Source organism: Mesorhizobium zhangyense (genome assembly GCF_011045115.1).
Lineage (GTDB): Bacteria > Pseudomonadota > Alphaproteobacteria > Rhizobiales > Rhizobiaceae > Mesorhizobium_M > Mesorhizobium_M zhangyense.
In genome coordinates this window covers 13,564-25,341 of record NZ_JAAKZG010000023.1, presented here as the reverse complement: position 1 = coordinate 25,341, position 11,778 = coordinate 13,564, and the positions used below count along the sequence as shown (strand labels likewise).

Annotated in this window: 14 protein-coding genes and 1 pseudogene; 3 read left to right on the top strand and 12 right to left on the bottom strand. The window is 58.4% G+C overall.

Annotation, left to right across the window (positions count from 1 at the left end; translation table 11 throughout):
• Positions 1-12: 12 nt before the first annotated feature.
• From G6N74_RS28515 to G6N74_RS28490, 6 genes are all read right to left on the bottom strand, one after another.
• Positions 13-468 carry a hypothetical protein gene (locus G6N74_RS28515; RefSeq protein WP_165121350.1) on the bottom strand — a complete coding sequence of 152 codons (456 nt, stop codon included), beginning with the start codon at positions 466-468 and terminating at the stop codon, positions 13-15.
• 574 nt (positions 469-1,042) lie between these two features.
• Positions 1,043-1,366, bottom strand: coding sequence for a hypothetical protein (locus G6N74_RS28510; protein WP_165121375.1), 324 nt, complete (start codon positions 1,364-1,366; stop codon positions 1,043-1,045).
• A 14-nt stretch (positions 1,367-1,380) separates the two neighbouring features.
• On the bottom strand, positions 1,381-1,611 hold the full coding sequence (locus G6N74_RS28505) for a hypothetical protein (protein WP_165121374.1): 231 nt from the start codon (positions 1,609-1,611) through the stop codon (positions 1,381-1,383).
• On the bottom strand, positions 1,595-1,972 hold the full coding sequence (locus tag G6N74_RS28500; protein WP_165121373.1) for a hypothetical protein: 378 nt from the start codon (positions 1,970-1,972) through the stop codon (positions 1,595-1,597). The genes G6N74_RS28505 and G6N74_RS28500 overlap by 17 nt, the downstream gene beginning before the upstream one ends.
• On the bottom strand, positions 1,972-2,439 hold the full coding sequence (locus G6N74_RS28495; protein ID WP_246246028.1) for a lysozyme: 468 nt from the start codon (positions 2,437-2,439) through the stop codon (positions 1,972-1,974). The genes G6N74_RS28500 and G6N74_RS28495 overlap by 1 nt, the downstream gene beginning before the upstream one ends.
• Entirely contained in the window at positions 2,417-2,650 is a 234-nt protein-coding gene (locus G6N74_RS28490; RefSeq protein WP_165121372.1) for a DUF7940 domain-containing protein, read from the bottom strand. Before G6N74_RS28490 ends, G6N74_RS28495 begins: the two co-directional genes overlap by 23 nt.
• A 241-nt stretch (positions 2,651-2,891) precedes the next feature.
• Between G6N74_RS28490 and G6N74_RS31660 the strand changes: the two are divergent.
• From G6N74_RS31660 to G6N74_RS28475, 3 genes and pseudogenes are all read left to right on the top strand, one after another.
• Positions 2,892-3,002 (top strand): annotated as a pseudogene (locus G6N74_RS31660) (IS21-like element helper ATPase IstB); the annotation flags it as partial.
• A 77-nt stretch (positions 3,003-3,079) separates the two neighbouring features.
• Positions 3,080-4,405 carry a calcium-binding protein gene (locus G6N74_RS28480; protein ID WP_165121371.1) on the top strand — a complete coding sequence of 442 codons (1,326 nt, stop codon included), beginning with the start codon at positions 3,080-3,082 and terminating at the stop codon, positions 4,403-4,405.
• A 217-nt stretch (positions 4,406-4,622) separates the two neighbouring features.
• Positions 4,623-4,949 (top strand): helix-turn-helix domain-containing protein, encoded by a 327-nt coding sequence (locus G6N74_RS28475; protein WP_165121370.1) that lies wholly within the window; start codon positions 4,623-4,625, stop codon positions 4,947-4,949.
• A gap of 34 nt (positions 4,950-4,983) precedes the next feature.
• Here G6N74_RS28475 and G6N74_RS28470 read toward each other — a convergent pair whose 3' ends face one another.
• The 6 genes from G6N74_RS28470 to G6N74_RS28445 form a co-directional block, all read right to left on the bottom strand.
• On the bottom strand, positions 4,984-5,166 hold the full coding sequence (locus G6N74_RS28470; protein ID WP_165121369.1) for a hypothetical protein: 183 nt from the start codon (positions 5,164-5,166) through the stop codon (positions 4,984-4,986).
• Positions 5,167-5,199: 33 nt separating this feature from the next.
• Positions 5,200-5,502 (bottom strand): hypothetical protein, encoded by a 303-nt coding sequence (locus G6N74_RS28465; protein WP_165121368.1) that lies wholly within the window; start codon positions 5,500-5,502, stop codon positions 5,200-5,202.
• 70 nt (positions 5,503-5,572) lie between these two features.
• On the bottom strand, positions 5,573-6,211 hold the full coding sequence (locus G6N74_RS28460) for a DUF4376 domain-containing protein (protein WP_165121367.1): 639 nt from the start codon (positions 6,209-6,211) through the stop codon (positions 5,573-5,575).
• Positions 6,211-10,425, bottom strand: coding sequence for a phage tail protein (locus G6N74_RS28455; RefSeq protein ID WP_165121366.1), 4,215 nt, complete (start codon positions 10,423-10,425; stop codon positions 6,211-6,213). The genes G6N74_RS28460 and G6N74_RS28455 overlap by 1 nt, the downstream gene beginning before the upstream one ends.
• 4 nt (positions 10,426-10,429) lie before the next feature.
• Complete coding sequence (locus tag G6N74_RS28450; RefSeq protein ID WP_165121365.1) at positions 10,430-10,891, bottom strand: GNAT family N-acetyltransferase; 462 nt, start codon at positions 10,889-10,891, stop codon at positions 10,430-10,432.
• Positions 10,888-11,604 carry a hypothetical protein gene (locus G6N74_RS28445; RefSeq protein ID WP_165121364.1) on the bottom strand — a complete coding sequence of 239 codons (717 nt, stop codon included), beginning with the start codon at positions 11,602-11,604 and terminating at the stop codon, positions 10,888-10,890. The genes G6N74_RS28450 and G6N74_RS28445 overlap by 4 nt, the downstream gene beginning before the upstream one ends.
• Positions 11,605-11,778: the final 174 nt, after the last annotated feature.

The following is an 11,778-nucleotide window of genomic DNA, read 5'->3' as shown; positions in this document are numbered from 1 at the left end:
GCAGCGGCAGGGTCACGTAATTCGGGCTAACCCAAGCCTGTGCCAGGCATTACGCGTCTCAACCAGTTCCTCGCTTGATCCGGGAGTGTAATAACGACGATGAAACCAGAAAAGCCGCTCGTGCTCGGCTTTGGCCGATCGTGTACCCGGATCACGGGTCTTGAGGGATAGAATTTCGCTAAGGTGTATGACGTAGCACACAGGTTCGGCGCTTCTCGCAAATGCGACAAAGACCCACCATGGAGTAACATACCGATCGGGGTGTAGGCCGAGCAAAACATCCTGAGGTTTCGCAGAATGGGCTTTGACCTGAATCGGATGCACCGTACGCTCATCTTCCGACACCGCTAACATATCAGCACCCTTTGCATTCCGCATGGTGGGCATGACATTCCAGCCCTCGCGCGACAGTTCCCGCGCCACGTGGTAGAGGCCAATATTCCCCGTGATCTGCTTGTTATTGCTCACTGTTGCCCCCACGCGTCTCGACTTGTCGAGCAGTCCAACCGCCGGTCGAATTGTATTACAAAACACAGCAGTCAAAGATTGTCGACGCGGCTAGAACGCAAAAAAGCCCGCGCCTCCATAAGGAACACGCGGGCGATAGAGCCTAAAAAGCGAAAATAGCCATTTCGAACTATGGTGTACTTCCCAATGAGGGGCGATGTTTCGCTTTGCTTTTGCGATAGGCGTCTAACAAAGAACCTTCATCCGTTAGGCCAGATTCAAATAGCGCAAGGATATCGTTGGCTATTTCCATCGCCTGGTCGCTACCGGCCGGATAACTAAATTCGCGTCGCAATGTCTTACAGACACCACGCAAGAACGAGCTTTTTGGGTCATTCACTCTCACATATCGCCGTTGCAATTGCTCCCCCACAATGACTGCAACAGCCCCTCGCAGGCATAGCTTGACGGAAAATGTTCGAAAAGGAAACAACCGCTGCAGAAACGAAAAAGCCCCGCTCATCGGTTAGGGCAAGCGGGGCTTTGGGTGGTAATGGATGGTAATATGGAGTTTAGGTAGGTTTATGCTTTTCTGCTAAGCCGGCCGCTTGGGGCGCGCAGGCGTCCCACTGTACATGCTGTCAATTCGGCCGCCAAGGTGGTCGATAGATCCTTTGACGCCATGGAGGGCGTCCATGATCTCATCCTTAACGTCGCGAAGTCCTTCTTTCGTAATGTATGTCTGTGCGCACATCAGGCGATGATCGGCCAGCTCTTCTCGAGCAAGAGATGCAAGGGCCGATGCTGACGACGCGGTGTCGGTCGCGGCCTTCTTTGCGGCGTCGACCTTGCCCTCAATCCGCCACCAAATCCCCCAAAGCGCCCCGGAGACCAGAAGAAAGAAGCCGATCGCAGCCATTAGCTGCTCCGCGCTCATTTCCCCGCACCCATCAGTCGGCGCAGCTCGTCATAATATGCGGCGCAGGTATCCGTGCGTTTGTTTTGCTTTTCGAGCGCCAAGCGCTCGCGCTTCAGAATGACCCGGATATCCTCGCCCTTCTTCAATGCGGCGTGGATTTCCTTCTTGCGGCATTCGGCAGGCCATTCCGGCAAGGTCACCCCTGCCCTCGTCTGGCCGTCGAGCAGGCTAGCTTTTGTCGTCACGCAGCCAGTCAGTATCGGAATCATCAAGGCGGCAAGAGCGGCCAGCGTCAGCGAGTTTCTTTTCATAGTCTGCAATTTCCAATTCCAGGCGCTCGGAGGCAGCCAGTTCGCTTTCTTGCTGTTTGTCCAGTTCATTGCGCAGCATTGACAAAGCCGCGTCTGACGCTTTCCGCTGGCGTTGCTCCTCATTCAGCCGGGCCGCCAAAGCATCGCGCTCCGCGGTGAGCACAAAGCCCGCCCTCGCCTGCGCAACGACAATCGGATTATCCACCGCCTTGTTGTAGGCCCAAGCAGATGCCAGAACGGCCACCGCGACAAGAATGCCGCGGAAGCCTCCGATTAGGGTCCACACCGCGTACATCAGCGCACGCCCTCGAGGCAGAGCTTGCGCTCTTCGGCGCGGCGCGTAACGAGGCCCTTGATTACTCGGCCGCCAGCCTTGTTCCATGCCGTGAAGGCATTGCAGGCCCCACGAATGTCGCCAGCGTTGGCCTTGCGCGCCACAGTCGAGCCGCAGAACGCACGCGTGCCGATGTTGTAGCTCAGGCTGAGCATGGCTACGTATGGCTTATCTGGAATGCTCTCAGGCGCCACCAAACAGCGGCGCATGCCGGTTTCGAACTCCACCAGCGCATCGCCAAGCATGGCCTTGCACTGGTCGACCGTATAGCGATCGCCGAGCTTCACGCCGCGCGTTTCGCCAAAGCAGACGGTAGGCACATCGCCGGGAATCGGAATGTACGCGCGAGTGCGCAGACCTTCAAAGCCGCCGACAAGTGCGACGGCAGCCGCCATGACGGCAGCACTAATCTTCAGGCGACTTTTCATCGGATAGATCCTTCTGAACGATGAGCCGGGCGATGAAGGCGCCGGCAGTGGTGATGAAAGAAAGAGCGGCGAAGACGCCGGCCGGGACCGGCATCCACTCCTCGAGCAGCGGCAGCGAGACCTCAGCACCCGAAAGAAGTGCGGCAAGGAAGATCAGACGGATGCTCCAGGCATGGCGAAGCACCGCCCGCCAATTTGTGGCGAGGCGCATGACGTGTCCTTTCCCGCCGTAAGGCGTGATTGCAGGTTTCTTGGTTTGGAGTACGGTCCGCCTCGGGATGGGGGGCACGGGTGCGCCGTTCCGGGAATGGGTCTTACCCGCAGCGATGGAGAAAGTGCGCCGGCGGTTGAAAGGCATCCATGATGGTGATCGGCAAATGGTCACCATCCTCGGCTGTGTTCCCACCGACGGTCTCGGGGCTGTCGATGCTGCCTGCCAGGTTCTCGAACTCATGAGCACGCTGAAGCTCTATGGAATGCGCAGCGCTTACGACGAGGTCATGGGCAACGGCATCAAACGGCAGCACGAACCGCCGCGTATCGTTGGCGATCTCTTGCAGTCGGGGTTTCGAAATGACGCAATATGATGTTATCGGGGGAGGTTAAAAGCACTGCATTGGATACTACAAAGGAGTGGTGAATGCCCTTTAAAGAACTGACCAATGGTGACGATGTTTACACAGGGACCGCTGAGGTAGACCACGTTTATGCATATGCGGGGAACGATATTGTTCACGGTGCCGGAGGCGATGACCATATTTATGGCTATGAAGGGAATGATACGCTCTACGGTGATGATGGCCACGACGAACTTGAAGCTGGTGATGGCAACGATGTTTTGTATGGGGGGAGCGGAGATGACTATTTAGCGGGTGACTTTTTTGCGCCCGGCAGCAGCATTATCTATCAAGACACAAATTATCTGTATGGCGGTGCAGGCGATGACCGTTATCTCGTCATTAGTTCAAATGACATCATAGATGAAAGTGTAGCCGGTTCTAACGGCTACGATACAGTAAATACCTACATTTCGTTCGACCTTGCCTCACCGTCGGTGAAGGGAACGATCGAGGTTCTTAAGCTTTACGGAGACAATAACCTTAACGGCACCGGCAATGCTGTGAATAACCGTATCTTCGGTAATCCGGGCAACAATGTTCTCGATGGTGGTGCAGGTAATGACGAGATCCATGGCAATGCTGGCAACGACACCGTGATCGGCGGCGCAGGCGATGACTTACTCCTTGGAGATGACACGTCGACCAACGGGCCATTAGGTGACGACAAAATTTACGGAAATGCTGGCAATGATAGGCTGTTAGCGCAACGAGGGAACGATTATCTCGACGGTGGCACTGGCATTGACACGCTGGAGGGTGGTGCCGGCAACGACGTGTATATCGTGTCGTCGACCGGTGATCGAACAATCGAACTTTCCGGCGAAGGCACTGATACTGTGCGCTCCGACGTTGACTGGATTCTTGCAGCCAATGTCGAGCGGCTGGAGCTTCTTGGCACTGCCGATCTCACCGGCAACGGCAACACGCTCAACAACACATTGGTCGGCAATGACGGCAAGAATATCCTGCGTGGCGGGGCTGGCAACGACACGCTGAACGGCGGCAAGGGATCGGATACGTTGGTCGGAGGTGCCGGCAACGACACGTTCGTGTTCAACAAGCCTCTCGGCTCGACCAACATCGACAAGATCACGGACTACAATGTCGCCCAGGATACGATGCAGTTGGACAACGCGTACTTCACCAATACTGGTGCGGGCTATCTGTCGGCTGCTGCCTTCCACATCGGCACCGGCGCTCACGATGCGAGCGATCGCATCATCTACAACTCGACGACCGGTGATCTGCTGTTCGACAAGGACGGCGCTGGCGGCGCGGCTGCAATGAAGTTTGCCTCGCTCTCGCCTGGGCTAGCCCTGACGGCCAACGACTTCTTCCTGGTCTGATTGATCTCACAGTCGAGGCCCATAGAACGCAGTCTATGGGCCTCGACTTTCTCCTTCCCTTCTATGGACTCACCGCAATACTCGGCCCCCCACTGGATCTGTGACCCACGTCCTCACTATCAAAGAAATGCCCATCCGATAGTATTGCTGCCGTTTTCGAGCCGTGATTAATAGGCATGCCGGGGGGCGTTATTTATACAGAATCGCAGCGCGTCTCATGGACGATCACGAAGAATTCCGCCTTCTTTGTTCGGCAATCTATGGTTACGGGGCGCAATCGAAAGTCGCCCGAGAATTTGGATGGACCTTTCGGTCAGTTCACCGCTGGTATCACGGCAAGACTTCAGTACCGAAAGAGGTTTTGGACGCTCTGAGGCGCAAGACTGAGATATCTTCTCCGACCTCTGGCGCAACCTGCAAGGATGCCATTGCTCTTCTGTTTACGCGCCTTGTCATTCGCGCGATGCGTGCAGGGTGGCAGGAGAATGAAATCCGGACGGCCATCATTGAACTGGCGTCGGATGGCGCCGCGTTCGACATCTAAGCTGCTAGGCCGCCACCACTCCATTCCCCGCAATCTACGACACCAAATCTTCGCGCTCGCAATTCTTGACCTCGCCGTCATAGTAGCTGGCGACCATCTCGCCTTCGGCGTCGTAGAGCCGAGTGCCGGAGCCGTCGCGCTCCATGCGGTGAGCGTTGATCTTCTTCGTGGTGCCGTCAGACATCGTGACGACGAACTTGCGGGGTGTGGTTGTCATATTCGGTTTTCCTTGCTGGCTAGGGGTTTCAGATCACTGCATTGGTGCAGCGGTTGCGGTGAGCGCCTGTTCCTTGACCATGGCGTCGGGATGGCTTTCGACGAATGCCATGAGGGTGGCGAGCTTCTGCTGGAGGATTGCGACCTTCTGCTCGTTGACCTCGGCCTGTGACAGCGCCGTGATCATGCGCAGTTCGAGCGCATTGGCCTGTCCCTTGTAGTAGTTCGCCATGATCTGCATGCGGGCGGCGAGCTCGGCCGGATCTTCGGCCTCGGGCGTGGCAGAGGCCGCGACGTCTTCGAGTGATGGAAGCGCGGATTGTTTCGACTTGCTCATGTGCTTTCTCCAGGGCTGGAAACCGCCCGGAATGGACGGTTCATCGTTTCAGATTGAGGTGGTGGTCGGCCTACGGCCAGAGGGCAGCGTCGGTGATATCGAGCGTTTCGCCGGCTGCGAGACGATCCTTGATGGACCGACCGGCAAAGACATGGGCGGAGACATGCGCCATGCCTGCCTGACCAAAGAGAATGGTGGTCTGGGCATCCATGGCGAGCGTGGAGTTGTCCGCCGCAATCCAGCGGAAATCCTCATTCGCATCTGACCAGCGCAGGTCACCCGGGATCGCGCCGTTCATCACCGCAACAGCCGCCGCCACCGATGCGCCGGTGATATTCTGGACGTCGACCGGCCGAGCCTGAAAGTGCTTGCCGCCGAAGTCAAACCCGCCAGCAGTGCGCCGATCGCGCTCGGCGTCGACCAGAGGAAAGCTGTCCGCAATCTCGGCCTGGCGGATACCTTCGAGTTCTTCCGGGCTCTTTGCCCGGCGAGAGGCGACGGCATAGAAGTCGCAAGGAAATTCCTTGATCGCCGCGAGCGCGTCGGGGTCGATAGTCCAGTCGTCGACCTCGTAAGGTGTCTCATGCACATGGATGACGCCTATATTGGCCTCTCCATTGTCCTGGTCTGAGAGGTCTTCGATCAGGCACCGACCCGTCGCCATCGAGCGAAGATCAGTTTTGTCGTAGAGGACAAAGCTGGCAAACATCAGCGCTTCCACCAGATCATTTTCAGGGTTCCGGAATTGATGCAGCTATTCAGTGCACCACCACTCGAGGCGTGTTGACGCCGCAGTATGTAGGTATAGTTTCCGGCCGTCGTCGGGGTATCATCCAGAAAGAATTGATCAATTGAATTGTCAGATACGCTGCCGGAAACCGAAGCAGCATTGACAGAGCCAATTATTGCACCCGTGTTGTTGTTTATCCATTGCGTCGTGGTTCCTGCCGCGCTGCCTCCGCCTGATGCTGAAATCGCGCGCGCTCGAGCGATAACCTGACAGAAAACCGGGTTCGGGTTCGGGTTAGAAATTACCTGACTGGTGACTGTTACCCATGAGTCATAGGTTGCCGTGCTGGTGGAAGATCCTGTGATCGTTTGTGTGTCAGTGACGGAGCTAATCGCCAGTCGATCGGTCGAAACGCCATTGAGAACAATGCGATCGGCCGTGATGGTGCCGACGGCGATCTTGTTCGCGGTGATTGCACCCGCCGCGATCATGCCAGCCGTGATCGAGTTTGCCGCGATCTTCCCGGCCGTGATGGCGCCGTCGACGATCAGTTCCGCGTTTGCGCGCCGGAAAAGCCCGACATAGCCGACGCGCCAGGTTCCCGTTATTGTCGCCGGAAGGTTCACGTCGACTTGAGCAAAGACGGCGCTCGTAGGATCGGGCACGTCAATATTCATTGACTGCCTTACATAGTCCGATCCCGGTTGAGACGATGGAAACGTCATCGTCGAGGTTGAGACCAGGGACCCTGCAGCGTTTGTGAAGCGCACTCGGACTTGGATATTGCCGCTTGCGCCGACATTCTTGGTATAGGCCGCCAGCAGGAATTGATCGCCAGGAGCCACTTTAACGAAGTTGGAGTTGCCGGCCGCGATAGCATTCGTTCCGGTGACGGCCAGGGAATACCTGCCCGTATAGGAGGTTCCTGCCGATACGTTGTTATCGACGATCGTCCCGTTGGCGCCAAGGTTCCAGGCGGCGCCAGCGGCTTCAAATGCAGGCTCGATAGCGAGGTTGGTGTAGTCCGTCAGGATCATCTCACGGGCGGTGATCGTGCTGGCGACCAGCTTGTCGCCGGTAATGGTGCCCGCTGCGATCTTTGCGCCGGTAATGGAGCCTGCCTGGATTTTGACCGCGGTGATCGCATTGGTTGCGATTTCTGTTGCAGTGACGGAGCCCGCCGCGATCTTGGCCGTGGTGACGGAGTTCGTAGCGAGCTTGTCAGCGATGATCGATCCATCGACGATCAGTTCCGCAGTCGACTTGCGACGAAGCACCAGCGCTGCGGCGCGAACGGCATTCGTGCTCGGCACGTTGTTATACACAACGAAGCGGCCACGACGCGCCCCGGCGACAGCGGGAATATTCACCGCAACGTCGGTCATCGCCGTGTTTGTCGTATTGCCGACCGTATAGGAATTGAGTAGCGTCAGCGCGCCGGCCGCATCGACAGAGAACGTCTGGAACACCAGCGTGACATTGCCGCCCGAAAGGTTCCAGATAGTGCCCTTGGCGAAGTGCTCAACCGTATCCTCGATCGGGATATACCCCGTCGTGACATAGGTTTGCGTTGCCGGCGTATTCGGGACCGCAAGGAAATTAAGCCCGGTCTGTCCGCTGGCCGATGCAACGAATGAGTAGCCCGTAGCCGTTCCGCTGTAGAACGCCGGGTCAACCATATCGTAGTCGGGATAAATGTTGCTGTAGTCCTGAAGGAACAGCTTGCTGGCGATGATCGACTGAGAGGCGATTTCTGTTGCGCTGACCGCTCCAGCCGCGATCTTGCCGGCAACGATGGAGCCAGCAACGATCTTGTCGGAAGTCACCGCATTGGTGGCGATCGAGTTCGCAACGACCGCGCCCGCCGCCAGCTTGGGCGTCGAGATCGCCCCATCGCTGATCTGGGTTGAAGTGATCTCACCAACAAGATCGCCGGCAGCCGTGGCGGCTGTGAAGCCTGCCGCGCCCGAAGGCGAACCGGCATGGCGATAGAGCTTGCCGTCCGTTGTCAGGAACACCATACGCCCGGCAAAATTGCCCGTCGCCGGAAGCGCGCCAAGTATCTCGACCGGGCGAATGCCCGATGCGAACTTCGAGATGGTAAGAGCGGCATCCTGTATCTTGGCGGCGGACACCGCGCCGGAAGCCAGGATCGCTTCGGTGACCGCACCGACCTGAAGCTTTGCCGTCGAAACGGCCTCAGCCGCCAGTTTCAGTTCGGTGACCGCCTCATTCTCAAGCTTTGCCGCATCGATCGCCGCGTCCGCGATCTTATTGCGGATGATGGCATTGTCGAAGATGTCGACAGAGTTGATTAGCAGTTCGAGCGTGGTGACCGCCAGCCAATCCGACCACAGGGTCTCGCGATCCGAACGCGGCAAATACCGGCCGCGAACCTGATACTCCGTCAACGGCAAAAGGTTCTGCGAGATGAGGATTGCGCCCGCTTCGGGGTTGTCCGTCCGGCCCCGATAGTCGACGGCTAGATTGCTTGCCTTACGAACCTCGAAAGCGACCGCTTCAACGTCGCGCTGATCACCGTCCCAAGCCAGGAGGATCGCCGGGCGTCGTTGCATGCCGGTGCTGTCAGTGATCGACGAAGCCGTGGCCGACCAGTCAATGATCGGTTGCGGAACGGGCCGGTTAGGTCCGACAGGCCCATCCACCGGCACTCGGTAATCGGTCCCATCATTCCAATCGAAGTCAGCCGGATCGACTTCGGTGAGGTCCACCATCACGTCGAGGTTGGCGCGGTCTATGACGCCGTCGACCCGGAATAGCTTGGTCACATAGCCATTGCGCTCTGAGGTCCAGGAAATGACATCGCCCGGCTCCAGCACCCAATATTCGGGTGGCAGCACAAAGGTATGGCGGCGCGCGCGCTGCGCTTCCTCGATCGCCGATTTCATCAGGCGCTGGACCTGATCTGCGTACGGCACGAAGTCGAAGGACACATCCGCCAGCAGTCGGCGATTGCCCGACAGCACTTCGAGGTCGGCACGGTAGATCGGCGGCGCGACCTTGACGTTCCAGCCTTCAGCCGGGTTCGGATGCTTGGCCGTGATACCGTTGATGGTGTCGGCAAGACCGAAGAACGGCGTGAAGCTCTGCTCGTCGGTCGAGATGATCACGCCGTCGTCGATGTTGGCGACCGGCGCACCAGGCGCACCAACGAATAGCTTGTAGACGCCGCCGGCTTCCGAAAGCCTGGCCTGACATGTCGTCAGCAGGCCTTGGAATGCGTCGCCGAGCTGCGCGCTGACTGCAACCTCACCGCCACTGCGATAGGTCGGAACTGTTGCCCCGCCGGATGTGATCGGAGCGCGGCACTTCTGGATCTGTCCGATCCAGTGTGCAGCCGGCAGTCGTGCCGCTGTTACGCCCTGCAGGCCATAGAACCACTGCCCGGCATAGGTGATGCCGCGCCCGAGATTGTACATTTGGACGGCCGGCAGATGGTCGCCGTCACCGCCCCAGGTCGAGGGATCGGACCAGCGGTGCGTGCCGGAGCCGCCCGCCGTGCTGTCCTTGGAGAGGTCATAGAGCTTCGCGCCGTTGACGGCGAACTTGAACGAGGGAAAGCCGGTGAACAGATCTTCCTTGACCTGCGACGTGATGATCGCATAGGCGACGCCATGTCCAACGCGCGTGCTCTCATATGGACGCTCGGCGCTGGAAACTTCATTGACCAGATACGGATCGGCGACGGTCTGCGTGCCGTCATAGAACTTGATCCAAAGATTGTTGTCACCGCCGTCCTTTTCATACTCGACGATGTTCCAACCAGCATTGGAGATTGGAGGCTGGGTGAAGTCGGGAAGCGTTACTTTCTCGCCATTGACCCAGAGCTCGACCAATCCACCGATCGGCAGATCGGAAAGCGCGATAACCTGCGTCAAGTAAGCGTTTGGTGTTTTGCCAGCTTTGCCCCAGGTGTTCGCATAGACGAGCGAACCTGCGGTCGCCGTGTAGCCGAGCGGGAAGGAGCGCGGAACGTCGCCACCCGACTGCAGCTTGCCCTGAACAGCAAAGGACGGTCCTTCCGGCTGACCGGCGATTGCCTGCGCGGCGAGGTTTATGCCGATGCCGACCGCCGCCTTGAGCAGCAGCGTGCCGAGTCCGCCGGATAGGAAGGTGGACGTGAGAAGGCCGCCGATGCTCGTAGCAATGGCGGTGATCGTGGAAAAGATCATGTCGCTATAGAGCTTTCAGGAAGTTGGTTTCGGCGACGCCATAGCCGCGGCGAAGGTAGAGTTTTGAGACGACGGGATCGGCGCCCATGCCGGCCATGCCGGCAAAGGCACATCCCTGATCGCGCGACCACTTCTCATAAGCATCGAGCATGCGCACGGCAGCCGAACCGCGATGCGTGGGATCGATCCACCACAGCGTTTCCTGGCTGATCCAGACCGGGCCGAACATGTGCTCAAAAGCGCGCGCCATAAGCACGCCCTGCGCTCGGCCTTCCGGTGCGTAGACCAGGCAGAGCGCGCGAGGATCTGCGCAGTGCTGCTTGAACATGGCCTCGGCATAGGCAGCGACAAACGGGAATGTGAAGCCCGTAGGCCCGGCCCGATCATCAAAACCAGCACCGGAGCGCGAATCCTTCAGCAACTGAACGACACGCAGCCGGTCGTATTCCTTCGCTAGCCGGATCATCGGGTGCCACCGGACGATGAGGGGGCAGCTTCGCCGGCATCACGCCCGCTCGGTTTCACGGCGCCGCCGCTCGGCTTCGATACCGTCGCGATTTTTCCGGAGCTCTTGCCCCAGAACTGTTCCCACTCCCCGACAACAGCCGTGTCCTGATAGAAATTGTCGGTCGCGCTGCGCAGCTTCTGGCTTTCGTGGCTGCGCGTGTCGGGATTGGAACGGGTGATTTCCTGCGTGTGCGACACGCCGGTCAGTTCAACGCCACCGTTCTCATTTTCCGAGGGGGTCTTGATCTCGATGTTGTCGCAGAAGCCGACGAAACGGCAGGCAGCAGCGGCAACCATCTGGCGCGACACTGTGCTGAACAGGCCGCGATAGACCTCGATGCGCGCCTGTTTACAATCGTAAAGCCGCACGGCCTGCTCGACCAGGTCGTCGATCTGCGACATACGGATAGTAATCGACTGCACCGTCAGATTGGCGACAAGCGGAATGTCGTCGATGCCAATCAGCGTGCCGGAGCCGTACCAGTCGCGCGTGACATCAAGACCGGTGTCGGGATTGACCACGGCCGCCGCGACGTTGCCGACATCGGACCAAAAGCCCACCGACTGCGGCGCGCCGGTCGAGCGGTCGCGCGCCACGATCCAGAGGAAGTCACGAGCCACCAAGGCACGCGCCTGTAGCGCCGCGAAGTTCGCAGCCGAAAGATTGCGCATGGATGATCCTGAAATGTGGGGGCGTTCAAATTGACGCTTGAAAGCAGCCTAAAAGGCTATTCTCACAGAGGCTTAATCGCCTATTCTGTAGTTTCGCGTCAGGCAGGAGAAGGCAACAGAATGCATTGCATGTTTCCCCAAGAGCAGGAGGCGTTGGAGATGTTGGCTGGCCTC

Excerpts from the sequence above, each read along its gene's own strand:
- G6N74_RS28490 (WP_165121372.1), bottom strand. The coding sequence starts at position 2,650 with ATGCGCCTCGCCACAAATTGGCGGGCGGTGCTTCGCCATGCCTGGAGC.
- G6N74_RS28480 (WP_165121371.1), top strand. The coding sequence starts at position 3,080 with ATGCCCTTTAAAGAACTGACCAATGGTGACGATGTTTACACAGGGACC.
- G6N74_RS28495 (WP_246246028.1), bottom strand. The coding sequence starts at position 2,439 with ATGAAAAGTCGCCTGAAGATTAGTGCTGCCGTCATGGCGGCTGCCGTC.
- G6N74_RS28510 (WP_165121375.1), bottom strand. The coding sequence starts at position 1,366 with ATGGCTGCGATCGGCTTCTTTCTTCTGGTCTCCGGGGCGCTTTGGGGG.
- G6N74_RS28450 (WP_165121365.1), bottom strand. The coding sequence starts at position 10,891 with ATGATCCGGCTAGCGAAGGAATACGACCGGCTGCGTGTCGTTCAGTTG.
- G6N74_RS28500 (WP_165121373.1), bottom strand. The coding sequence starts at position 1,972 with ATGTACGCGGTGTGGACCCTAATCGGAGGCTTCCGCGGCATTCTTGTC.
- G6N74_RS28445 (WP_165121364.1), bottom strand. The coding sequence starts at position 11,604 with ATGCGCAATCTTTCGGCTGCGAACTTCGCGGCGCTACAGGCGCGTGCC.
- G6N74_RS28455 (WP_165121366.1), bottom strand. The coding sequence starts at position 10,425 with ATGATCTTTTCCACGATCACCGCCATTGCTACGAGCATCGGCGGCCTT.
- G6N74_RS28460 (WP_165121367.1), bottom strand. The coding sequence starts at position 6,211 with ATGTTTGCCAGCTTTGTCCTCTACGACAAAACTGATCTTCGCTCGATG.
- G6N74_RS28475 (WP_165121370.1), top strand. The coding sequence starts at position 4,623 with ATGGACGATCACGAAGAATTCCGCCTTCTTTGTTCGGCAATCTATGGT.
- G6N74_RS28470 (WP_165121369.1), bottom strand. The coding sequence starts at position 5,166 with ATGACAACCACACCCCGCAAGTTCGTCGTCACGATGTCTGACGGCACC.
- G6N74_RS28465 (WP_165121368.1), bottom strand. The coding sequence starts at position 5,502 with ATGAGCAAGTCGAAACAATCCGCGCTTCCATCACTCGAAGACGTCGCG.